A 20,573-nucleotide genomic window follows, 5' to 3' on the forward strand; every position below is an offset into this window, starting at 1 on the left:
GATCAGGTCGCGCCGTCGATCGAGGCCGTGGCCTGCGGGGCCGGCGGCTGGGCGGGGTGCCCGGGGGCGGCCCTCCCCCGGCGGATGAGGTACTCGGCGACGGCCAGGGCGGCGGCTCCGAGCAGCACCTCGCTGACCGTGGAGACCAGGCGGCTGGCCACCGCCACCACGGCGGCGGCCGGGGCGGGCAGGACGACGCTCAGCGCCGCCGTCAGCACCGCCTCGCGGACGCCGATGCCGTCGGGGATGAACACGGCCGCGATGCCGATCGTCGTGGCCAGGGTGAACGCCCCGACGCACAGCGCGAGCGACCGGGCCGCGGGCGCGCCCATGGCGATGGCCAGCGGCCACAGGTGCAGCCCGGTGACCACCCACGACAGGCTCTGCCAGCCGACCGCCAGCCGCACCCCGCGGACCGAGGCGGCCTTGGCCGCCGTGGGCCGGCGCAGCAGCCGCAGCAGCAGCGCGGACCCGTGGTTGATCAGTTGCGGCCGCACCAGGACGACCACGATGAGCACGGCGGCGCCCGCCAGCCATGCCGCCTGCGCGCCGAGCATCTGCACGCCCGCCAGCAGCCCGACCGTGAACCCGCTCAGCAGCACCAGGCTCATGACCACCGCCGCCGTGCTGATCAGCCGGGCGAAGGTGACGCCGTTGGCGGTGGCGACCTTGGTGATGGCGATGATGCCGGGCACCCTTCCCGGCACGTACTTCGACAGGAAGCCCACGAAGAAGATGCGCACCACGCGCGGCTCGCTGACCGGCGGGCCGATCTCCAGCAGCACCACCCGCCAGGCCAGGAACCCGAACGACAACCCGGCCATGCTGGCCACCAGCGCGCCGGCCAGCAGCAGGGTGATCTGCGCCGGGTCGCGCCGGGTGAACAGGACGCCGACCACCCCCCAGTCGAGGCGGGACAGCGTCAGCGCGATGGCGCCCGCGACGGCCAGCGCGAAGGCCGCGATCAACGCCCGCTTCAGCGGGCGGGGCAGGCGAGGGAGCCGCAGCCGCCGCAGCGGCCCCGGTATCCGGGGAGGCCGGAACCGCCGTGCCGGTGGGGGGACGCTGCTCGCGCTCACTCGCGCGCACCGGCCGTCGAGGCCGGGGACAGGCCTGTCCTGACCGGCTCGCCCTGCCGGCGGGCCAGTTCATAAGCGACGCGTAGCAGCCCCACGCAGGCGCCGAGGAAGAACGCGGTGTGGAAGCACAGCTGCATCCAGCTCACCCACAGGGCGAAGCGGGCGCCCCGGTACCGGTAGGTGAACCCGATGAACCTGCTGTTCATGCGCAGGAACACCGCCAGCGTCGCCGCCGGCACGAGCAGCAGCCAGGGGCTGAGCAGGGCGAGCGGCAGCGTGAGGAAGGTCGCCGTCGCCGAGGCGGAGGAGACCCGCGGCGGCTTGCGGCGCCTGTGCTGGCCGGTCCCGATCATGTTGAGCTGGAAGCCGACCCGGCCCTCCCCGCGCAGCCGCCGCGCCCGCACCATGATCAGCGGAAGCGTGGTCGAGCGGACGAACCGCTCCACCAGGCACCCCCAGAACCGGTCCTCGTCGTCGGCCCGGGTGACCACCGAGGTGTCCACCACCAGCCGGTAGCGGGACGGCACCCGCGTGCCGAACTCGAAGTCCTCGCCGTCGCGCAGCCGCTCGTCCAGGCGCCCCGCCTCCTCGAAGACGTGGCGCGGGATCAGCGTGCAGGACAGGAACGTCGCGGTGGTCTGGCTGCGCTCGTAGTGCTCGCAGATGACCCGGTACCGCTCCACGGGGCCGTCGTCGTACAGCGGCTCCTTGTCGTAGATGCCCTGCACCATCCCCGCGTCGGGCGTCCGCCGGTAGGCCCTGACCGCGTTGTGGACGGCGTCCGGCGCGAGCGCGGTGTCGGAGTCCACGAAGAACAGCAGCGGCGCGGAACTGCTCGCCACGCCGAGGTTGCGCGCGCCGGCCGGGCCCTGGTTGCGCGGCGGCTCGACGATCGTGCACGGGAACTCTCGCGCGATGTCAAGCGAGCCGTCGGTGCTGACGTCGTCGACGACGATCACCTCGGCCGCCGGGTAGGTCTGCGCGTACACCGATTCCAGGCAGGCGCGGAGGGTCTTGTTCTTGTTGTAGTTGGGCACGATGACCGCGACATCACCACGCCAGGCCATCTCGTCAGGCATATCCGTTCCCTTCGTCGGTAAGGTCACCGGCCGTGCCCCGCGCGCCGGTCAGGACACCGACATGACCACGCGCTGGGCCCGATGGTCGGACAGCCCCGCCGGGCCGGGCAGCTCGTAGCGGTGCACGGCCACGTCGGGGGTGGTGTACAGCCAGTCGATCCGCCACAGCTCGGCGGTACCGGCCAGGTAGGTCGCCGGATAGAGGGAGGAGAGCGCCGGTGTCCGGTCGACCAGCCGTTCGGGGAGCAGGCGGCGGATGCCCATCGCCGGGGAGGTGTTGAGGTCGCCGGCGAGCACCACGGGGTTGCGGTTGGCCGCGATGTCGGCGCTGATCGCCCGGAAGCTCGCCTCGCGCCGCAGGGTGTGACTGTGATCGAGGTCGCGCGACTCGGCGCTCCACAGCCGCCATTCGGTCGGCGGCTGGGAGATCTGGCCGTCGTAGAAGGAGACCACCTTCCCGCCGACCTCGATGTCGGTGCGCAGCGTCTCGACCGTGTAGCCCTCGGTCCAGGCGCGCAGCGCCTCGGGGATCGGCTTCTGGTCGGCCGGCAGCCACGGGCGCACGTCCAGGCCGCGGTGGGCGACGATGGGGAACCGCGACAGCGTGATCTGCTCGCCGGACACCGCGATGTGGTACCCGGGGAACTCCCGGCGCAGCTCGGCCGTCTTGTCGATGCGCTTGGCCAGGTCGGCCGTCCAGCGCTGCGAGGTCATGTCGCCCGCCGCGGTGTCGACGTAGAGGTACTCCATCAGCAGGTAGACATCGGCGTTCAGGCTGTGCAGGTAGGCGTAGAACTCGGGGGAATACCGGTCGCCCCCGGCGGTGCGCCAGTCCTGGTCCCAGAACTCGGTGTTCCAGGCGGCCACGGTGATGGCCCCCGGCGGGGCGGGCGGCGGCGTGTACCACAGGGTTTCGTAGTTCACCCCGCTCCGCCCGGCGCCGAGCAGCACGGTGACCACCAGCAGCGACATGATGCGCCAGCGGACCGGACGGGCCAGCGGCGCCACGAGCATCAGCGCCACCGGGACCGCGAGGAACAGCAGCGGCGGGATCAGGTCGATCGGCGCCCACAGTGAGGTGCGCCCGCTGGCCAGCAGGTGGCACACCACGAACACCAGCCACGCCACGGAGGCGGTCACGACGAGCTTGGTGCCCAGGCACCATCGCCGTCGCGGGCGGATAGCACGCCCCACGCGCGCCGCCCAGCCCGCACCGGGCTCGGACGGCGGGCTGAGGGGCTGCTCCTCGATCACGGCGTCCCGGTCGCGCATTGACACCATCCTCGGAGACATCGACACCATTCTCGGTGCGTGGGTCGGCATCGAACGTATTGACGCGGTCTTGTCGCATCCTTGTCAGCCGCGCACCCTTGTCAGCCGCGCCGCCGGAGGCCCGGCCCGGAGGACGGACGCGACAAGAATGGGACAAGCCCCCGTGCTTAACGTGAAACGGACACGAGGTCGGACACCCCCGTGTCGCGACCACGGCTTCTAGCCACTGGAGCACACCATGAGTCGGGAGCACCCCGTAGTCTCCGTCATCATCCCCAGCTACAACCGGTCCGACGTGTTGCGACTCTGCCTGGATGCGCTGAAGGCACAGACCTACCCGCACATCGAGGTCATCGTGGTGGACGACTGCGGCACCGAGGACGCGGCCGAGGTCGCCGCCTCCAAGGGCGCGAAGGTGCTGCGCACGGAGGTCAACGGCGGGCCGACCCGCGCGCGCAACCTCGGCGCCGAGCACGCCACCGGCGAGATCCTGTTCTTCCTCGACGCCGACATCGCCCTGGACCCCGACGCCGTGCAGAACGCGGTGGAGATCCTCGACGCCCAGCCCTCGGTCGGCGCGCTCGGCGGGATCCTGCTCCCCGAGTCGCTGATGTCCCAGAGCCTCGCCTCCCAGTATCGCGCGCTGCAGATGTACCGCTGGTGGATGCCGGCCCACCGCCCGACCCTGGAGCTGCACGCGGCGGTGCTCGCCGTGCCGGCCAAGGTGTTCGCCGAGGTCGGCCCGTTCGACCCCGAGCTGCGCGAGACCGTCTCCTCCGACTACCGCGTGCGGGTGAACCGCGACCACGAGGTGCGGCTCACCGACACGGTGCGCGGGCGCAAGGACCACGACGCCACCGTGCGGACGATCCTTCGCAAGGTGTTCCGCCGCGCCCGCCTCAGCGCGATGGACTGGCGCCAGGGCGAGACGCCCGGCGACTCGGTGCCCCGCGCGGTCGGCGGCGTCCTGCTGCTCGCCGCGGTCCCGGCCCTGGCGCTGCCCCTGGTGGCCGGCCGCGCCGGCGCGCTGGTCCCGCCCGCGCTCGTCGCCGCCGCCGCCGCGCTGGACGGCACGACCTACCGGTTCGCCTTCGCCCAGCGGGGCGTCCCGTTCGGCGTCTACTTCTCCGGCGTCCATCTCGCCGTCACCTTCACCGGCGCCCTCGGCGGGGCGGTGGGCGTCCTGCAACGCCTGGCGCTCTCGCGCCTCACCAAGCCCGCCCAGTTGCTCGCCGCGCAGGACTAGGCGCCATGCGCGTCATCGGCACCGGGTTCGGCAGGACAGGGACGCTGTCGCTGAAGACGGCGCTGGAGCGGCTCGGCCTCGGGCCGTGTCATCACATGGTGGACGTGTTCCGCCACCCCGGCCGGATCAGGCCGCTGCTGGAGGCCGGGCTCAGGCACGGACGGGACGTGAACTGGGACGACGTGCTCATCGGCTACGAGTCGTGCGTGGACGGGCCGACCTCCGCGCACTGGCGGGCACTGGCCGAGTACTACCCTAAGGCGAAGATCGTCCTTACCGTCCGCGATCCGGAGCGGTGGCTGGACAGCATGCGCGGCACGCTGTTCATGCAGCGGCAGCGGATGAACTCGCTGCCGGGCCGGGCGGCGGTCGCGCTGTCGTCGCTGCTGGGCACCGATCTCGCCGCGTTCGTGAAGATGGTGGACACCACCCTCGACGCCCGCACCTTCCGGACCCCGGCCGACCGCGCGCCGGAACGCGCCATCGAACTGTTCAGGGCGCACACGGCCGAGGTCGTCGCCACCATCCCGGCCGAGCGGCTCCTGATCTTCGACGCGCGTGAAGGCTGGGAGCCGCTCTGCGCCTTCCTGGAGGTCCCCGTGCCGGACGAGCCCTTCCCCCGGGTCAACGGCGGCTCGGAGTTCACCAGGAGCGGCCGGGGCCGCGCCGCGCCGCTGCTGCTGCGCCGGAGCGGGTGAGCGGTGCCACCGGGGACCGGCCGTCGGAGTCGCCCAGCCCTCGTCTCCGCCGCGCGTCCCGCGGCGCCGCATGCCCCTCTTCCGCGAGGAAGCGGCAAGTAACCGTCATCACACTGCGGACGGCCCGAAAGGGGTCATCGATCATGGACGAACGAAGGCCGCTCGTCTCGGTCATCGTGCCGAACTACAACTACGCCCGCACGCTCGGCCTGTGCCTGGAGGCGCTCGAGCGCCAGACCTATCCCCACATCGAGGTCATCGTCGTCGACGACCGCAGCACCGACGAATCGGTGGAGATCGCCCACCGGCACGGCGTGCGCGTCGTGGTGACCGACACCAACATCGGCGCCCCCGCGGCGCGCAACCTCGGCGTGGGATACGCGCGCGGGGAGGTGCTGTTCTTCCTGGACTCCGACCTCGCGCTCGCCGAGGACGTGGTCGCGCACGCGGTGGACCTGCTCACCGAGGACCCCTCGATCGGGGTGGTGTGCGGCACCTACGACCCCGAGCCGCTGATCGCCGACAGCATGGTGGAGCGGTACCGCAGCCTCCAGCTCCACTACTGGATCTCCGGTGACGAGGGCGACATCACCACCATCTACTCCGCGCTGTTCGCGATGCGGGCGGAGGTCTTCCGCGAGGTCGGGCCGCTCAACCCCGCGCTGCGGCACAGCGAGAACGCCGAGTACGGCCACCGCGTCACGCAGCGGTACCGCATCGTGCTGGACAACAGGATCATCGGCAGGCACGACCACGACGACCGGCTGAGCGTGGTGCTGTCGAAGTTCTTCCACCGCGCCCGGCTGCACATCCCGCTGTACCTGCGCCGCCCCGACTTCAACGGCGGCCCGGCCAACAGCAGCCGCGGGTGGGGGTCGCTGGCGGCGCTGTTCGCCGTGCTCACCGCTCCCCTGCCGGCGCTGCTGGGCCCCCTGTGGCTGGTCGCGCCGATCGCGCTGCTGCTCGGGTCGATCGCCTCCGACCTCGGCATGTACCGGTTCGTCCTGCGCTACGCGGGCCTGCCGTTCACCCTGTACTTCGCCGCGGTGCACTTCCTGGTGAACGTCACCGTCGCGGTGGCGGTGTTCGCCGGCGCCGCCCAATGCGTGCTGTCGAGCCGGTTCCGCCGCACCTACGACATTCCCGCCCGCTCGGCGTCGGTGGAGGTGTGACGATGACCGGCCACTCCCCGCTGGTGTCGGCGATCGTGCCCAACTACAACTACGCCGCCTCGCTGGAGCTGTGCCTGCGCGCGTTGCAGGAGCAGACGTACCGGCCGATCGAGCTGATAGTGGTGGACGACGGCAGCACCGACGACTCGGTCGAGGTGGCGCGGCGGCTCGGCGTGCGGGTCGTGCGCACCGAGCGCAACATGGGCGTGGCCGGCGCGCGCAACCTCGGCGTCGCCCACGCCACCGGTGAGATACTCGTGTTCGTGGACTCCGACGTCGCCGCCTACCCCGACTCGGTCGAGGTGGCGGTGCGGATGCTCGACGGCGATCCGGGGCTCGGCGCCGTGTGCAGCATCCACGACCCCGAGCCGCTGATCCGCGACAGTCTCGTCGAGGAATACCGCGCCCTGCAGTACTACTACTGGACGGTCAGCTCCGAGGGGCCGATCTCGTTCCTGTTCCCGGCGCTGGTCGCCATGCCCCGCCGCGTGTACGACGAGATCGGGCCGTTCAACACCGAGCTGCGCGAGACCGAGGAGGTCGACTACGGCCACCGCCTCACCCAGCGGTACGAGATGGTGCTCACCACCGCCGTGCGCTCGCGGCACGACCACGACGACAAGCTGTTCATGCTGCTGCGCAAGCTGTACCGGCGGGGGCGGGCGCGGGTGCCGCTCTACGCGCAGCGGCGGCGCTTCGCCCGCGGGTTCGAGACCGGAAGCCGGGCCGGCGGCAGCCTGGCGGCACTCGCGGCGCTCGCCGCGGTGCCGGTGGCGGTCCTGCTGGGCCCGGCCGGCGCCGCGCTCCCGGCGCTCGCCCTGGCGGTGTCGCTCCTGGCCGATCTCGGCATGTACCGCTTCGTGCTGCGCAGGCGCGGCCCGTCGTTCCTGCTGTACTTCGGCGCGGTGCACTTCCTGGTGAACGTGACCATCGCGGCCGGGGTGGCGGCCGGGGTGGTGCGGTGGCTGTGCTCGGCGAGGTTCCGCAGGCTCTACGACACCGACCTGCTCGTGCGGCCGGCGGCCGCCGGGGAGGCGGCGACGTGACGGCCCCCCGGGGTCCGCGGCGGGGGCCCGCCGCGGACCCGCGTCCGGTGCCCGGCCGGCGCCGATGACCGAGGGAACGCGGGTCGCGACGCGGCCCGGCGGCTCCCGGCGCGTCCCGAGGGCGCGCCGGAGGGTCGGTCCTGTGACGGCGGCGGCGGTGGCCTGGCTGGTCGTCGTGGCGCTGCATCGCGCGCTGTCCGGCCGGGTGTGGTGGTGGCAGGTCCCCGAGCTGGTGCCGCCGCTGACCTTCGCGCTCGTCCCGGCCCTGCTGCTGGTGGCCGTCGTGGCGGCGCGCCTGATACGGCGGCCACAGCGGGCAGGGCGGCCGGTCGCCGCCGCGGCGGCGCTGATCTCCCTGGCGCTCGGCGCCGGAGTGAGCGGCATCAATCTCGCGTCGTTGTGGCACCGCGCCGTCCCGGCCCCGCCGGGCGCGATCACGGTGTTCTCCTGGAACACCTGGTACTGGGACCAGCGGGCGGACGCCGGGCGGGAGATGCCCCCGCCCACCGGCACGCCGCCCCAGGACGCCGCCGGCTTCTACCGGTACCTGCGCGCCCAGCACGCCGACGTGCTGCTGCTTCAGGAGTACGTCTACTTCGGCCCTGACTCGAGGCCGATCAGGGTCGACGGCCTGGACCGGCTGCGCCGGGAGTTCCCCGGCTACCACGTCGCCGAGGCCGGGGAGCTGGTGACGCTGTCGCGCTTCCCCATCGTCCTCTCGCGCGGCATCGACCTGCGCCCGTGGGCGGACGGCGACCGGGACGCCGTCGTGCCGGCCGGTTCGCACTGGCCCGGCTTCTACACCGTCAAGACCCTGCGCACCGACGTGCGCGCCGGCGGCGAGACCGTCTCGTTCTACAACGCCCACATCAACTCGCCCCTCGACCCGTCCACGCGCGGCCTGGACCCGCGCCGCCTGGACCGGACCCAGCACCGGGCGCGGGTGGCCAACCTCCGCGCGCTCGCGGCCGACATCGGCGCGAACCCGCACCCGGCCTTCCTGGCCGGCGACTTCAACGCCTCGCCGGCGATGGGCATCCTGCGCCTGCTGCCGGACCGGATGACCGACGCCGCCCCGGCCCTCGGGTCCCTCTACCCCGTCACCTGGGACGAGCGGCTGCCCTGGTGGCGCATCGACTGGGCCTTCACCACGCCCGGGCTGACCGTCCACGAGTACCGGCTGGTGCGCTCGAACGGGCAGTCCGACCACAGCGGGCAGCGCCTGGTCATCTCACCGAGCCGGTGACCTGCGCGAACAGCAGCTCGCGGGCCCCGGCTCCGCCGGCCGCGCCGGCCGCCCGCGTCAGCGGGTCGCGGTCGCCGCGCAGGATGGTCAGGTGCAGGGCGCGCAGTTCAGGACCCGGCTCGATGCCGAGCTGCTCGGCCAGGTACCCGCGCAGGCGGGCGTAAAGCGCCACCGCCTCCGCGGTGCGGCCGAGAGCGCACAGGCCGCGCATCAGCATGCTGGCGAGCGGCTCGGCGAGCGGATAGCGCGGAACCAGCGGGGTGAGCTCGGTGACCACCATGTCGGGCCGGCCGAGCCGCAGGTGCGCCTGTGCCCAGGTGACCAGGGCCCCGACGAACTGCTGCTCGATGCTGTAGCGCATCCGCGCGGCCCAGTCTCCGGGGACGCCGGTCAGCGGCGAGCCGCGCCACAGCTCCATCGCCTCGGCCAGCAGCGCGGCCCGGGTGAGGTCGTCCCCGGCGCGGGTCTGCGCCTGCTTCGCCAGCCGGCGGAACCGGTAGGCGTCCACCCGGTCGGGGTCGACCTCCAGGACGTAACCGCCGCCGCGGCGCTCGATGCCGATCCCGGTCGCCGTCAGCGCCTGGCGCAGGCGCGCGATGTGGGCGTAGAGAGAGTCCGTCGCCCGGTCCGGCGGAAGATCCCAGACACGCTCGATCAGCGTCCCCAGTGATACGGGGTGATTGGCGTCGACCGCCAGGGCGGCCAGCACCGCACGCCGCTGGGGAGGCCCCAGCGGAACGTGCCGGTCTTCGACGGTCACCTCGACCGGTCCCAGTAATCGGACGTCCATCGCCTTCCTTTCCGTGTCGCTGTCACAACGTGACCAAGGCCGCCAGGGATGGGTGGTGGACGAGCACGAGCGTCACGCCCAAGGTGGCGGCCCACAACATCGAGTTCGCGACCATGACCCGGTCCCGCAGCAGGATGCGGACCGGGTCACCGCCGTCTTGGTCCACGAGCTGGATCTGCAGGTACCGGAACAGGGCGAACAGCGCGAAGGGCGTGGACAGCATCATCGCCGTCTGGCCGTGCTGCGGCCCGAACGGGCCCTCGTCGCGCAGGTACATCAGCCCCGACACCAGTGACAGCACCGAGGCGATCTGCAGCAGCCAGTTGGTCAGCTCCATCGAGTAGCCGCGAAGCGCCGGCCGGTGCACGGCGCCGGTCCGCAGCAGCTCCTGCCGCCGCTTGCCGATCAGCAGCACCAGCGACATGGAGAACACCGTGATCAGCAGCCAAGCCGGCACCCGTCCTCCGGTCACCTCATACCCCTGGACGACGCGCAGGACGAAGCCGGCCGCCACCGTGCCGACGTCGACCAGCGGGATGTGCTTCAGGACGCGGCTGTAGGCGATGTTGAGCACCAGGTACACGTAGAGCGGCCAGTAGGTGCCCGGCGCGCGGGCGACGATGACCCCGAGCAGCGTCAGCAGGACCGCGCAGCACACCGAGGCGGTGCCGACTCCCACGCGACCGGCCGCGATGGGCCGGTGGCGCTTGACGGGGTGGTGGCGGTCGCGGTGGCGGTCGGCGATGTCGTTGCCGATGTAGACGGCGGCCGAGGCGAGGATGAACGCGACCGTGGCCGCGACGATCCCGGCCACCTCGGCCAGGCTGTAGGAGGCGGCGCCGATGAGCGCCACCGGCACCAGCAAGATCGCCTTGGCCGCGTGCGAGGGACGGATCAGGCCGGCGAGGTCCGCGATCAGGTGCGTCCGGGCCTCCGCGGCGAGGCCCGGCGCCGGCTCGCGCCGCTGCGGGCTTTCTGGGACGTCTGCCGATTCGACGACGTGCATGTTTACCCCGGTCAGCTCAGAAGAACACTTTCGCCAGTGAGAGTGCGCCCTGCCGCCACGCGTCGCGGCTGGTCCGTCCCGCGCCGCGCGGTGAGCCGGCCGCGCGGTGTTCCCCGCGGTGTTCCCGCCACCATGAGTAGGTCCGGAGGATCGCGTCCCGGTTGGACAGCCGTGGCCGGAAGCCGAGCCGTTCGCGGGCCTTGTCGATGCTGACGTAGGAGTCGGCGAGCAGTTTGCGCGTCAGCCGCCCGTACACCGGGGACAGCCGGCTGCGCTCCAGCAGCCGCAGCCCGGCCAGCGTCGGGCGGGCGGGCAGCGAGACGACGCGTCCGCCGTGCCCTGCCGCGTCGAGCACCGCCTGGAAGTCCTCCCGCAGCGTGCCGAACTCGGCCGCGGCCAGGTTGTAGGTGTCGTCGGCGACGGCGGGCGGCGCGGTCAGGACGCCGGTCACCGCCTCCACCAGGTCCTCCACTGCGAACATCTGGATGCGCTTGTCGCCGCCGATGACCGGGAAGTTGCGTCCCTCCTCGGCCCACTCGAAGAGCATCGCGAACAGGCCCATGCGGCCCGGGCCGAGGAAGGTCTTGGGACGCAGGATCGGCACGCACATCCCGCCGGAGCGGTACTTCTCGGCCAGTTCCTCGGCCTCGCTCTTGGCCCTGGTGTAGGGGTCGACCGGTTCGCGCGGGTGGTCCTCCGGCGTGGGCACCAGCTTGGGCAGCCCGTACACGGCGGTGGAGGAGATGTGGACCAGCCGCTCCACCCCGGCCCGGCGCCCGGCCTCCAGCACGGCGTGGGTGCCGTTGACGATCAGGTCGTGGATCTGCTCGGCCGGATAGCTCGGCAGCGCGCCCGCGCAGTGCACCACCGCGTCGGCCCCGGCCATCACCTCCGCCATCAGCGGCAGATCGCGCACGTCCCCGATCCGGTGCCGGACCCCGGGAAGCGGGTCGGGCAGCGGGCGCACGTCCACGCCGAGCACGTCGTGGCCTTCGAGCACGAGCCGGCGGGCCAGGTTCCCGCCGAGCATTCCGGCGCTGCCGGTGACTACGACCCGGAGGACCATCGCGACCCCACCTTCTCCCGGACGAACCGGGCGAGCAGCCGCGGCAGGCCCTTGGCCAGGGTCTTGTCCAGGCAGTCCAGGAAGTACTCGAGGTCCTCGGGCTCGACGGCGAGGGTCGGCGCGACGACGAGGGGGTTGTCGGCGTTCGGGCTGTAGTAGGAGACGATCCCGTGCTCGCGGTAGAGCTCGGCGATGACCGACAGGGTGATCAGCTTGGTGCGGAACTGCGGGTCGCCGGAGAAGCCCGGCGCGAGCTTGGCGGCCAGGTCGAGCACCTTGGGGCCGCCGGCCAGGAACACCCCCCACAGTGAGCCCACACCGCTGACCCGGCCGACCACGTCGGGGTGGCGCTTGTGGATGTTCTCAAGGCCGGGCCGCAGGATGCGCTCGATCTGCCGCGCCCGCGCGGGGTAGTCGTCCTCGACGACCACGTTGATCGCCTCGAGCGCGGTGACGGTCTCCTCGCCGAACCCGTAGTAGGTCGTGCTGTGCAGGATGACGTCGGAGAGCCGGTCGTAGGCCTTGCGGAAGACCGGCTCGCGGGCGGTGTACCCCGAGATCGACGCCTTGCCGCCGCCGAGCGACTTGGAGTACACCAGGATGTCGGGCAGCAGGTCGGGGTAGCGCATGAAGTAGAACAGGCTGCCCGTCTTGCCCCACCCGGTGTAGACCTCATCGAAGATCAGCATGATGTCGTTGACGTCGCAGAGCCGGCGCATCTCGTACAGGTCGGCCTCCGACCACGCGCGCATGCTGGAGGCGCTGTACGGCTCGGCCATGATCGCGTAGACGTCGCACGTGCCGTCGGGGGTGCGCGCGGCCTCGATGGCCTGGCGCAGGGCCGCGATGTCGCCGTAGGGGTGGACGACGATGCCCGGGAGCCCCGGGAAGCGGAAGGAGTTCTCGGCCGATCCGGTGAGGCTGCCCGCGCCGAGGGTCTTGCCGTGGAAGCTGATGTCGGAGCGCAGGATGGTGTTGCGCCGGCCCTCGTGGTACTTGTACGCCATCTTGACGGCGCCCTCGTTGGCCTCGGCGCCGGAATTGGGGAAATACGAGATGTTCAGATCTCCCGGCAGCAGTTCGGCCACGTTGTGGCTCAGCGCGGCCACGTACGGGGAGAAGAACGCCTTGTGCACCTCCATTCGCCGGCGTTCGGCGAAGCGGCGGCGCGCCTCGAGGATCCGGGGGTGGTTGTGGCCGTGGTTGAGCACTCCGACGCCGCCCGTGACGTCGAGGACCCGGCGGCCGTCGCGCGTCCAGATCCATGCGCCCTCGGCGCGCTCGACGAGTTCACGGCCGAAGCCGAAGGAGGTCATGAGGTTGACCTGACTGCGGCTGACGTACTTTCTGTAGAGGTCCTGGACCTGTTTCACCGAGAAGTCTTCACACTCGTCGATGCCGATCAGCTCAGACACGTCTGCCCTTCCCTTACGTGTTCGCACGAATTCCGCAAGGCGCCGGCCTTCTCCTCGCCGGGCGAGAAGAGAGGAGACATGTCATCGATGGTGTTGAGTGCGGCTATACCTCGCCCCATACGAATCTGTGTAGGTCGGCGGCATGCGGGAGGGCGCGCAGGAGAAAGAATCGCCCGGAAGGGGGCCGACGCGGATTCACCTGTCAGAACTCACGGTGAATGCGGATGATTTCCGGCGTGGCCGGTCAGTGCCCGTTTCAGCCGCTCGCGGTGGCGCAGGGGACCGGCGGCACGGGCGAGGTCCAGACGGCGTGCAGCGCCCGACGCACGGCCCGCGCCTGGTCTTCCTCGGCCTCCTCCTCCCTGGCCCTTTCGCGGGCGAACAGGCGCAGCAGGTCGTGCATGTGGTAGCGGTCGTGGTCGCAGGCCTCGAGGAGCTGGGCGTCGGCGAGGTGGTCCAGCAGGTCCGCGGCGCGCGCCTCGGAGCGGTCGGACAGGGCGGCGGCGACCGCGACGCTGATGTCGGAGCCGCCGAGCAGGCTCAGCAGGCGGAACATCCGCGAGCTCTCGGCGGAAAGGCCCCGGTAGCTCATCATGAAGCACGCCCGTACGGCCCGGTCGTCGGACTGGAGCTCCGACAGGCGGTCGTCCTCGACCGCGAGACGGTCGGCCAGGGCGCGCAGCGCCAGGCCCGGCCGGGCGACCAACCGGGCGGCGGCGATCCTGATCGCCAGCGGCAGCCCGCCGCAGAGCCGGACGATCGCGCGCGCCGCCCGCCGGTCGGCGGCGGCGCGGTCCTCCCCGATCAGGCGGCCGAGCAGGGTGGAGGTCTCGTCCTCTCCCATGACGCCGAGGCGGAAGTGCGCCACGGCGTCCAGGGAGGTGAGCATGCGGCGGGCGGTGATCAGCACGCGGCAGGTGGGGCTGGCCGGCAGCAACGGGCGCACCTGGGCGGCGTCGCGGGCGTTGTCGAGCAGCAGCAGCAGGCGCCTGCCGTCGGTCAGCGAGCGGAACCGGGCGGCCGCCTCGTCGGTGTCGGCGCGCACGGCCGTGTGGTCGCCGAGGGAGCGCAGCAGGCGGGCCAGGACGTCGGCCGGGTCCAGCGGCGCGACGTCGGGCGTCGAGCCGTGCAGGTTCACATACAGCCGCCCGTCGGGGAACCGGTCGGCGACCTCGTGGGCGACGTGCACGGCGAGGGCGGACTTGCCGACCCCGGCGGCCCCGGTGATCGCGGAGATGGCGATCGCGCCCGGCCCCGGGGAGGTCAGCGCCGTCTGCAGGCGGGCGATCTCGGCGGCCCGCCCGGTGAAGGCGGGCGAGTCGATGGGCAGCTCGGCCGGGGCGAAGGCCCGGCGGGCGGCGGACGCCCGCGGCGGCGCGAGGGCGGGGTCGTCGGCGAGGATCCGCTGGTGCATGCGCATCAGGTCAGGGCCGGGGTCGATGCCCAGCTCGGCCACGAGCATCCCCCGCGCGCCCTGGTACACCGCGAGCGCGTCGGCCCTTCGCCCTGAGCGGTACAGGGCGAGCATGAGCTGGGCGCGCAGCCGTTCGTTCAGCGGGTCCCTGCGGGTCAGCGCCTCCAGGTCGGCGAGCATCTCGCCGTGCTGGCCCAGCGCCAGCCGGGCCTCCAGCGTGGCCTCCACGACGGTCGCCCTCAGGCGCTCCAGGCGCGCCGCCTCGCCGCGCAGCGGCGCGGGCAGGGGCAGTCCCTCCAGGACGGATTCGGCGCGCCACAGGCCGAGGGCCCGGGTCAGCCGTTCGAGCGCCACGTCGTTGCGTCGTTCCGACAGCGCCTGGTGCCCCTGCGCGGCGAGCTGCTCGAACAGGGTCACGTCGATCTCGCCGGGCGCGACGCGCAGCACGTAGCCGTTGGAGCCGGCCTCGATGCGGGACGGGGTGCCGAGCACCCTGCGCAGCGCGGAGATGTAGGTGTAGAGGTTGGACTCGGCGTTGGCGGGCGCCCGCTCGCCCCACAGCCAGTCGAGCATCCGCTGGCTGGGGATCGCCTTGCCCGCGTTGAGCAGCAGCGCGGCGAGCAGGACCCTCTGTTTGCGCCTTCCCAGTGCGATCGGCTTCCCGTGGGCGGCCCGGACCTCGATCGGCCCGAGGATCTTGAAATCCATGTCATCACCCTGCGGCGCGGTGTTCGCCAGCATGAACCGTACAAATGCTTATATATCTGATTTGACGCGATCCATGATCGACGGGGATGGCGTTCGGACGGTACTCACCGGAAAGCGAGAAGAAGATTACGCGGCCGGCATTCCCGAACGGTTCGGACTTCCACGGAGGCGGCGGGCGAAGGTTCGACATCGGGACCGGGCGAAAACAATAGGAAACAGGCGGGATACCTGGGAGGCCGCCCGCGCCGTCTCGCGAAGTGAAAGTTTCACGGCCGGACGGAAAGGCATGTCCCGGCGTTCCCGCGGCCCGCTCACGCAAAGCCTTCCCTTCCGTCGCGCGGTCGGCCCGGGCCCGTCGGTGGCGGGGTGAACCCTGGCGGAGTGGCGGTCTCGGGCGCATCCACGCAGCAGCCCAACACTAGGTACGCCGCCGGAATTCTCGTACCGCGGATTGCGCTTTTCATCATTTGTCACGAAATGACCGGTATCGACGGGACACCGCACCCACCTGGACCGCTGGAGGATTCGTCATTCCGTACAACCGGACGCCGGAAAACCATATTTCGGCCTATTCCGGTCAGGGTGGCATATGTCACGACTTGACCGGTAACATCCCTTGGGACCCACGTCCCTGATCGACGGAGGGGCCCGCATGGGCGACCTGTTCTGGGTGCTGCGCAACCGGCTCGACGCCAACGCCCGCCGCGCCGTGGAGGTCTACGCCCGCGAGCTGGCCGAGTACCGGATGATGTCGACGGGTTCCCAAGGACGCACCTCCCTGATGGACTTCGCGGTGGTCCTGCGCCGGCGCATGCTCACCCTGGCCGAGGACGACCGGCCCTTCGACGAGGAGGACCTCGCCTACATCGCGGCGGTCGGCAGGGAACGCGGAGAGCGGGGCGTGTCCCTCGCCACGCACCGCAGGGTGCTCGTCCTGCACTCCAGCCTGACCCTCGACGAGATCCAGGACGCCGCCGGGCCCAACGACCTGTCGGCCCTGATGCACACCCTGGCCTGGCTCGCGCCGCAGGGAGTGATCGCCCAGAACGCCTACACCCGCGGATACATGGAAGGGCAGGAGCACCGCCTGCCCCTGGCCACCCGCGTGCAGTTGCTCGCCAAGCTGCTGCTCGCCGACGACCCCGCCGCCCCCGACCTGGCCGGCAACGTCGGCATGGACGTCCCCGAGCGCTATCTGGTGACCGTGGTCCGCGTCGCCGGGCGGCCGTTCGGCTGGGCCGAGCGGGTGCGCGACGACATCATCGAGACCCTGGTCGGCGGCCACCGGGTCCCCATGGCCTGGCCCACGCGGGAGGAGTTCGTGGCGCTGGTGCCGGAGACCGGGGACGGACGGGCGACGGCGGGCGAACGCGCGCTGTCCCTGGCCCGCGAGTTCGCCGCCGCCGTCGGCCGGCCCTGCTCGGCCGGCTCGGCCCCGGGCCGGCCGCACGCGCTGGCCGGAGCGCTGACCATGGCCCGGCAGGTCAGCCAGGTGGCGCCCGTCCACGCCGTCCCGACCCGCGTCCACGGCATGGCCGATGTGTTCGTCGAGCTCGGCGCCGCGCAGCTTCCCCAGGTGGAGGAGTGGCTGCGGGGGGTGGCGCGGCGGCTGTCCGGCGGTCCCGACCTGCTGGCCACGCTGGAGGTGTACTACCGCTGCGACATGAACCGCCTGCTCGCGGCGACCGCGCTGCACATCCATCCCCGCACGCTGGACTACCGCCTGCAGCGGGTGCGCGAGCTGACCGGCCTCAACCCCGGCTCCACCCGCGGCGTCCGCGTGCTCAACACCGCCGTCGCCCGGGTGCTCTCCGGAGCCTGGCCAGAACTGGATTCCGGGGGCGCCTGACACGCCGTCAGCGCTCTCGAAAGTTTCGACACGACGGAAAGCGGGTCTTGACAGGTAGGGTCCCAAAATTTACATTGACGGCTTGTTCGGAAATGTCGCATACGTTACCGAAACATTTCGGCGAGCCACCTCGACACCTGTGACGAGCGGCATCAGTGCGTGCTGATCCAGGCTCGCCGGGCATCGCAATCGACGACCAATGAGCCGCGGCCACCCCCCGCCGGCGTTCGAGTACGGAGATCAGCGTGGAGCCCAGGACGACATCCCGCCGCACCTTCCTCAGCCTGTCGCTCGGCCTGCCCCTGGGAGCCGCGCTCGCCGCGTGCGGCACCTCCGGGCCGGGCACGAGCGGTGGCGGCAGCGGTAGCGGCGGCAGCGGCAGCGGCGCGAAGGCCACTTACTGGTACCTGTCCACGCAGCCCGCGGAGGGCATCCGCAAGGCGGCCGTGGACCGGTTCAACCAGGCCAACCCCAACGGCCAGATCACCGCCACGCCCTTCCAGAACGACGCCTACAAGACCAAGGTCAAGACGGCGATCGGCGCCGGCCAGGCGCCCACGCTGATCTTCGGCTGGGGCGGCGGCACCCTGCGCAGCTACGCGCAGGCCGGCCAGGTCGACGACCTGACCCCGTGGTTGCAGCAGAACGCCGCCGTCAAGGACCGGTTGTTCGACTCCGCCTTCCCCGCCGCGACGATCGACGGCAAGATCTACGCGCTCCCCATCGAGCGCGTGCAGCCGATCGTCCTGTTCTACAACAAGAAGGTGTTCGAGCAGGTCGGCGCCAAGCCCCCGGAGAGCTGGGGCGACATCATGGACCTGGTGCCGAAGTTCAACGCCAAGGGCATCGCCCCGTTCTCCCTGGCCGGGCAGTCGCGCTGGACCAACATGATGTGGCTGGAGTTCCTGTACGACCGCATCGGCGGTTCGGAGGTCTTCCAGGCCGTGTTCGACGGCGAGAAGGACGCCTGGAACAACCCGGCCTCCCTGGAGGCCCTGGGCAAGGTGCAGGAGCTGGTCAAGGCCGGTGGCTTCATCAAGGGCTTCTCCTCCATCACCGCCGACTCCAACGCCGACCAGGCGCTGCTGTACACCGGCAAGGCCGCGATGATGCTCCACGGAACCTGGTCCTACGGCGTCCAGAAGGACCAGGGCGGCGACTTCGTGCCCAGCGGCGGCCTGGGCTACATGAACTTCCCGCCGATCGACGGCGGCAAGGGCGACATCAGCGACACCGTCGGCAACCCCGCCCAGTACCTGTCCATCTCCTCCAAGGCCACCCCGGAGGAGAAGGAGATCGCCAAGAAGTTCCTCGCCAGCGGGCTGTCCACCGACCAGGAGGTCAAGGACTGGATCGACAAGGCCGGGTCGGTGCCGATCGTCAAGGGCACCGACAGCCTGCTGGCGGCCTCCAAGGACGCCGAGTGGCTGAAGTTCCAGTACGACATCGCCAGCAAGGCCAAGGTCTTCGCGCAGTCGTGGGACCAGGCGCTCAGCCCGACGGCGGCCGAGGTGCTGCTGGACAACATCTCCAAGCTCTTCCAGCTCTCCATCTCGCCCCAGCAGTTCGCGACCAACATGAACGCGGTCATCGGCAAGTGAGCACGCTCGCGGCCCCCGCCCCGCGAGGGAACTCCCCTGCCGCCACGCGCGGCGGGGAGCGCTCCCTCGCGTGGCTGGCCCTTCCCGCCCTGCTCGTCTTCATCGCCTTCGCCGTGATCCCGTTGATCGGCGTCGTCGCGCTCAGCTTCACCACCTGGGACCAGGTCGGCGTCATCCAGCCGTCCGGCCTGACGAGCTGGCGCGCCGTCCTGTCCGACCCCGGGCTCCCGCACGCGCTTTGGGTGACCTTCCTGGTCGTGGCCGTCTCCTGGGCCGTCCAGACGCCGATGAGCCTGCTGCTCGGGGTGTTCCTGGCCGGCCGTCAGCGCTACCGCGCGGTACTGTCCGTGCTGTACTTCATCCCGCTCCTGCTCAGCTCGGCGGCCATCGCCGTCGCCTACAAGGCGCTCCTCGACCCGAACTTCGGCCTGGGCGCCGGGCTCGGGATCGAACTGCTCCGCCAGGACTGGCTGGGAGAGGGCCATCTGGCCTTCGCCGTGGTGATCTTCGTGGTGTCGTGGCAGTACATCCCGTTCCACTCGCTGATCTACCAGGGCGGGGTGCGGCAGATCCCGCGGTCGATGTTCGAGGCGGCCGAACTGGACGGCGCCGGGCGCGTCCGCACCTTCTTCAGCATCATCCTGCCGCAGCTGAAGTACACGATCATCACCTCCTCGACGCTCATGGTGGTGGGGTCCCTGACCTTCTTCGACCTGATCTTCGTGCTGACCGCCGGCGGCCCGGGGGACGCGACCCGCGTGCTCGCCCTGGACATGTACAAGCGGGGCTTCCAGGCCAACCTGATGGGCCCGGCCAGCGCGATCGCGGTCATCCTCGTCCTGGTCGGCCTCGCCCTGTCGCTGCTGCTGCGCCGGCTCGGCGGGGGAAACGACAGCACCAGCCAGATGGACGGAGCCTGACATGGGGACGACCGTCATCGAGGCCCCCGAGCGGACGGCCGAGCGCCGTACCCCGGGCCGCGCCGGCACGCCGACCCGCCGCCCCAACTGGCTGGGCGCCGCGGCCGGGTGGGTGTGGCTGGCCATCGTCATCGTGCCGATCTACTGGATCGTCATCACCAGCTTCAAGGCCCAGTCGAGCTACTACGCGGCCAACCCCCTCGCGCCCCCGCTCGAGCCGACGCTGCAGAACTACCGGGACGTCATCGCGGCGGACTTCGTCCAGTACTTCATCAACAGCGTCATCGTCACCGTCGGCGCGATCGTCCCCGCGGTGGTCTTCTCGTTCATGGCCGCCTTCGCCATCGTGCGCAGCGGCGGCGGCCGCTTCCTGACCGGGGTCAGGTGGCTGTTCCTCATGGGCCTGGCCATCCCGCTGCAGGCGGTGATCATCCCGATCTACCTGATCATCATCCGGCTCCACCTGTACGATTCCCTGCTGGCGATGATCCTGCCGTCGATCGCCTTCGCCATCCCGCTGTCGGTGCTGGTGCTGGCCAACTTCATCCGCGACGTGCCGAAGGAACTGTTCGAGTCGATGCGGATGGACGGCGCGAGCACCTGGGTGATCCTCTGGCGCCTGGCCTTCCCGCTCACCCGCCCGGCGGTGGTGACGGTGACCATCTACAACGGGCTGCACACCTGGAACAACTTCCTGCTGCCCCTGATCCTCACCCAGGACCCGACCAAGCGGACGCTGCCGCTGGCCCTGTGGACCTTCCAGGGCGACCACGGCGTCAACATCCCGGGCGTCCTGGCCTCCGTCGTCCTGACCACTTTGCCCATCCTCGTCCTGTACGTCGTCGGCCGCCGCCAGCTCCTCAGCGGCCTCACCGCCGGCTTCAGCAAGTAACCACGCGCCACCCGGCCGGCCCCGCCCGCGCCCGCGACGAAGCCTTGGCAGCCCGGCCGCCAGGGCTTCGTCCA

The 20,573-nt window shown here is 71.4% G+C and carries 17 protein-coding genes; 9 read left to right on the forward strand and 8 right to left on the reverse strand.

The features are described 5' to 3' along the window. Nucleotides 1-2: 2 nt before the first annotated feature. From ABZU32_RS13160 to ABZU32_RS13170, 3 genes are read right to left on the reverse strand one after another with little or no spacing between them, the layout of a single operon-like run. Nucleotides 3-1,079 (reverse strand): lysylphosphatidylglycerol synthase domain-containing protein, encoded by a 1,077-nt coding sequence (locus ABZU32_RS13160; protein ID WP_354921222.1) that lies wholly within the window; start codon nt 1,077-1,079, stop codon nt 3-5. After that, nucleotides 1,076-2,158 (reverse strand): glycosyltransferase family A protein, encoded by a 1,083-nt coding sequence (locus ABZU32_RS13165; protein WP_354921225.1) that lies wholly within the window; start codon nt 2,156-2,158, stop codon nt 1,076-1,078. Before ABZU32_RS13165 ends, ABZU32_RS13160 begins: the two co-directional genes overlap by 4 nt. A 48-nt stretch (nt 2,159-2,206) precedes the next feature. Continuing rightward, nucleotides 2,207-3,430 (reverse strand): endonuclease/exonuclease/phosphatase family protein, encoded by a 1,224-nt coding sequence (locus ABZU32_RS13170; RefSeq protein WP_354921228.1) that lies wholly within the window; start codon nt 3,428-3,430, stop codon nt 2,207-2,209. 238 nt (nt 3,431-3,668) lie between these two features. Here ABZU32_RS13170 and ABZU32_RS13175 point away from each other — a divergent pair, with 238 nt between their 5' ends. From ABZU32_RS13175 to ABZU32_RS13195, 5 genes are all read left to right on the forward strand, one after another. Then, the gene (locus tag ABZU32_RS13175; protein ID WP_354849072.1) at nt 3,669-4,676 is read left to right on the forward strand and encodes a glycosyltransferase family A protein; all 1,008 of its coding nucleotides are present in this window, start codon (nt 3,669-3,671) and stop codon (nt 4,674-4,676) included. 5 nt (nt 4,677-4,681) lie between these two features. After that, nucleotides 4,682-5,374: a sulfotransferase family protein gene (locus ABZU32_RS13180; protein ID WP_354921231.1), complete on the forward strand. Its 693-nt coding sequence runs from the start codon at nt 4,682-4,684 to the stop codon at nt 5,372-5,374. A 143-nt stretch (nt 5,375-5,517) separates the two neighbouring features. Then, nucleotides 5,518-6,546 carry a glycosyltransferase gene (locus ABZU32_RS13185; RefSeq protein WP_354921234.1) on the forward strand — a complete coding sequence of 343 codons (1,029 nt, stop codon included), beginning with the start codon at nt 5,518-5,520 and terminating at the stop codon, nt 6,544-6,546. 2 nt (nt 6,547-6,548) lie between these two features. After that, the gene (locus ABZU32_RS13190; protein ID WP_354921237.1) at nt 6,549-7,592 is read left to right on the forward strand and encodes a glycosyltransferase family 2 protein; all 1,044 of its coding nucleotides are present in this window, start codon (nt 6,549-6,551) and stop codon (nt 7,590-7,592) included. Nucleotides 7,593-7,734: 142 nt separating this feature from the next. Further along, complete coding sequence (locus ABZU32_RS13195; RefSeq protein WP_354921240.1) at nt 7,735-8,838, forward strand: endonuclease/exonuclease/phosphatase family protein; 1,104 nt, start codon at nt 7,735-7,737, stop codon at nt 8,836-8,838. On the opposite strand, the gene ABZU32_RS13200 is transcribed toward ABZU32_RS13195, so the two are convergent. The 5 genes from ABZU32_RS13200 to ABZU32_RS13220 form a co-directional block, all read right to left on the reverse strand. Then, nucleotides 8,819-9,628, reverse strand: coding sequence for an AfsR/SARP family transcriptional regulator (locus ABZU32_RS13200; RefSeq protein ID WP_354849085.1), 810 nt, complete (start codon nt 9,626-9,628; stop codon nt 8,819-8,821). The two genes, ABZU32_RS13195 and ABZU32_RS13200, sit on opposite strands and share 20 nt — an antisense overlap. Before the next feature lie 22 nt (nt 9,629-9,650). After that, complete coding sequence (locus ABZU32_RS13205; protein WP_354921243.1) at nt 9,651-10,634, reverse strand: UbiA prenyltransferase family protein; 984 nt, start codon at nt 10,632-10,634, stop codon at nt 9,651-9,653. Nucleotides 10,635-10,650: 16 nt separating this feature from the next. After that, on the reverse strand, nt 10,651-11,700 hold the full coding sequence (locus ABZU32_RS13210; protein ID WP_354921246.1) for an NAD-dependent epimerase/dehydratase family protein: 1,050 nt from the start codon (nt 11,698-11,700) through the stop codon (nt 10,651-10,653). Beyond that, the gene (locus ABZU32_RS13215; RefSeq protein ID WP_354921249.1) at nt 11,682-13,115 is read right to left on the reverse strand and encodes an aminotransferase class III-fold pyridoxal phosphate-dependent enzyme; all 1,434 of its coding nucleotides are present in this window, start codon (nt 13,113-13,115) and stop codon (nt 11,682-11,684) included. Before ABZU32_RS13215 ends, ABZU32_RS13210 begins: the two co-directional genes overlap by 19 nt. Before the next feature lie 256 nt (nt 13,116-13,371). Beyond that, entirely contained in the window at nt 13,372-15,237 is a 1,866-nt protein-coding gene (locus tag ABZU32_RS13220) for a BTAD domain-containing putative transcriptional regulator (RefSeq protein ID WP_354921252.1), read from the reverse strand. A gap of 616 nt (nt 15,238-15,853) precedes the next feature. Between ABZU32_RS13220 and ABZU32_RS13225 the strand changes: the two genes are divergently transcribed. The 4 genes from ABZU32_RS13225 to ABZU32_RS13240 all read left to right on the forward strand — a co-directional run bounded on the left by ABZU32_RS13225 (nt 15,854) and on the right by ABZU32_RS13240 (nt 20,499). After that, nucleotides 15,854-17,086, forward strand: a complete 1,233-nt coding sequence (locus ABZU32_RS13225) for a helix-turn-helix domain-containing protein (RefSeq protein WP_354921255.1) — start codon at nt 15,854-15,856, stop codon at nt 17,084-17,086. 245 nt (nt 17,087-17,331) lie between these two features. Then, entirely contained in the window at nt 17,332-18,687 is a 1,356-nt protein-coding gene (locus ABZU32_RS13230; protein WP_354921258.1) for an extracellular solute-binding protein, read from the forward strand. Next, nucleotides 18,684-19,607: a sugar ABC transporter permease gene (locus ABZU32_RS13235; protein WP_354849105.1), complete on the forward strand. Its 924-nt coding sequence runs from the start codon at nt 18,684-18,686 to the stop codon at nt 19,605-19,607. Before ABZU32_RS13230 ends, ABZU32_RS13235 begins: the two co-directional genes overlap by 4 nt. Nucleotide 19,608: 1 nt before the next feature. Beyond that, entirely contained in the window at nt 19,609-20,499 is an 891-nt protein-coding gene (locus tag ABZU32_RS13240) for a carbohydrate ABC transporter permease (protein ID WP_354849108.1), read from the forward strand. Nucleotides 20,500-20,573: the final 74 nt, after the last annotated feature.

Origin of the sequence: Sphaerisporangium sp. NPDC005288 (assembly GCF_040607475.1) — a bacterium.
Classification (GTDB): Bacteria; Actinomycetota; Actinomycetes; order Streptosporangiales; family Streptosporangiaceae; genus Sphaerisporangium; species Sphaerisporangium rhizosphaerae.

Coding starts and splice junctions, on each gene's coding strand:
- ABZU32_RS13165 (WP_354921225.1), bottom strand. CDS start 2,158: ATGCCTGACGAGATGGCCTGGCGTGGTGATGTCGCGGTCATCGTGCCC.
- ABZU32_RS13170 (WP_354921228.1), bottom strand. CDS start 3,430: ATGCGCGACCGGGACGCCGTGATCGAGGAGCAGCCCCTCAGCCCGCCG.
- ABZU32_RS13175 (WP_354849072.1), top strand. CDS start 3,669: ATGAGTCGGGAGCACCCCGTAGTCTCCGTCATCATCCCCAGCTACAAC.
- ABZU32_RS13180 (WP_354921231.1), top strand. CDS start 4,682: ATGCGCGTCATCGGCACCGGGTTCGGCAGGACAGGGACGCTGTCGCTG.
- ABZU32_RS13185 (WP_354921234.1), top strand. CDS start 5,518: ATGGACGAACGAAGGCCGCTCGTCTCGGTCATCGTGCCGAACTACAAC.
- ABZU32_RS13190 (WP_354921237.1), top strand. CDS start 6,549: ATGACCGGCCACTCCCCGCTGGTGTCGGCGATCGTGCCCAACTACAAC.
- ABZU32_RS13200 (WP_354849085.1), bottom strand. CDS start 9,628: ATGGACGTCCGATTACTGGGACCGGTCGAGGTGACCGTCGAAGACCGG.
- ABZU32_RS13205 (WP_354921243.1), bottom strand. CDS start 10,634: ATGCACGTCGTCGAATCGGCAGACGTCCCAGAAAGCCCGCAGCGGCGC.
- ABZU32_RS13210 (WP_354921246.1), bottom strand. CDS start 11,700: ATGGTCCTCCGGGTCGTAGTCACCGGCAGCGCCGGAATGCTCGGCGGG.
- ABZU32_RS13220 (WP_354921252.1), bottom strand. CDS start 15,237: ATGGATTTCAAGATCCTCGGGCCGATCGAGGTCCGGGCCGCCCACGGG.
- ABZU32_RS13240 (WP_354849108.1), top strand. CDS start 19,609: ATGGGGACGACCGTCATCGAGGCCCCCGAGCGGACGGCCGAGCGCCGT.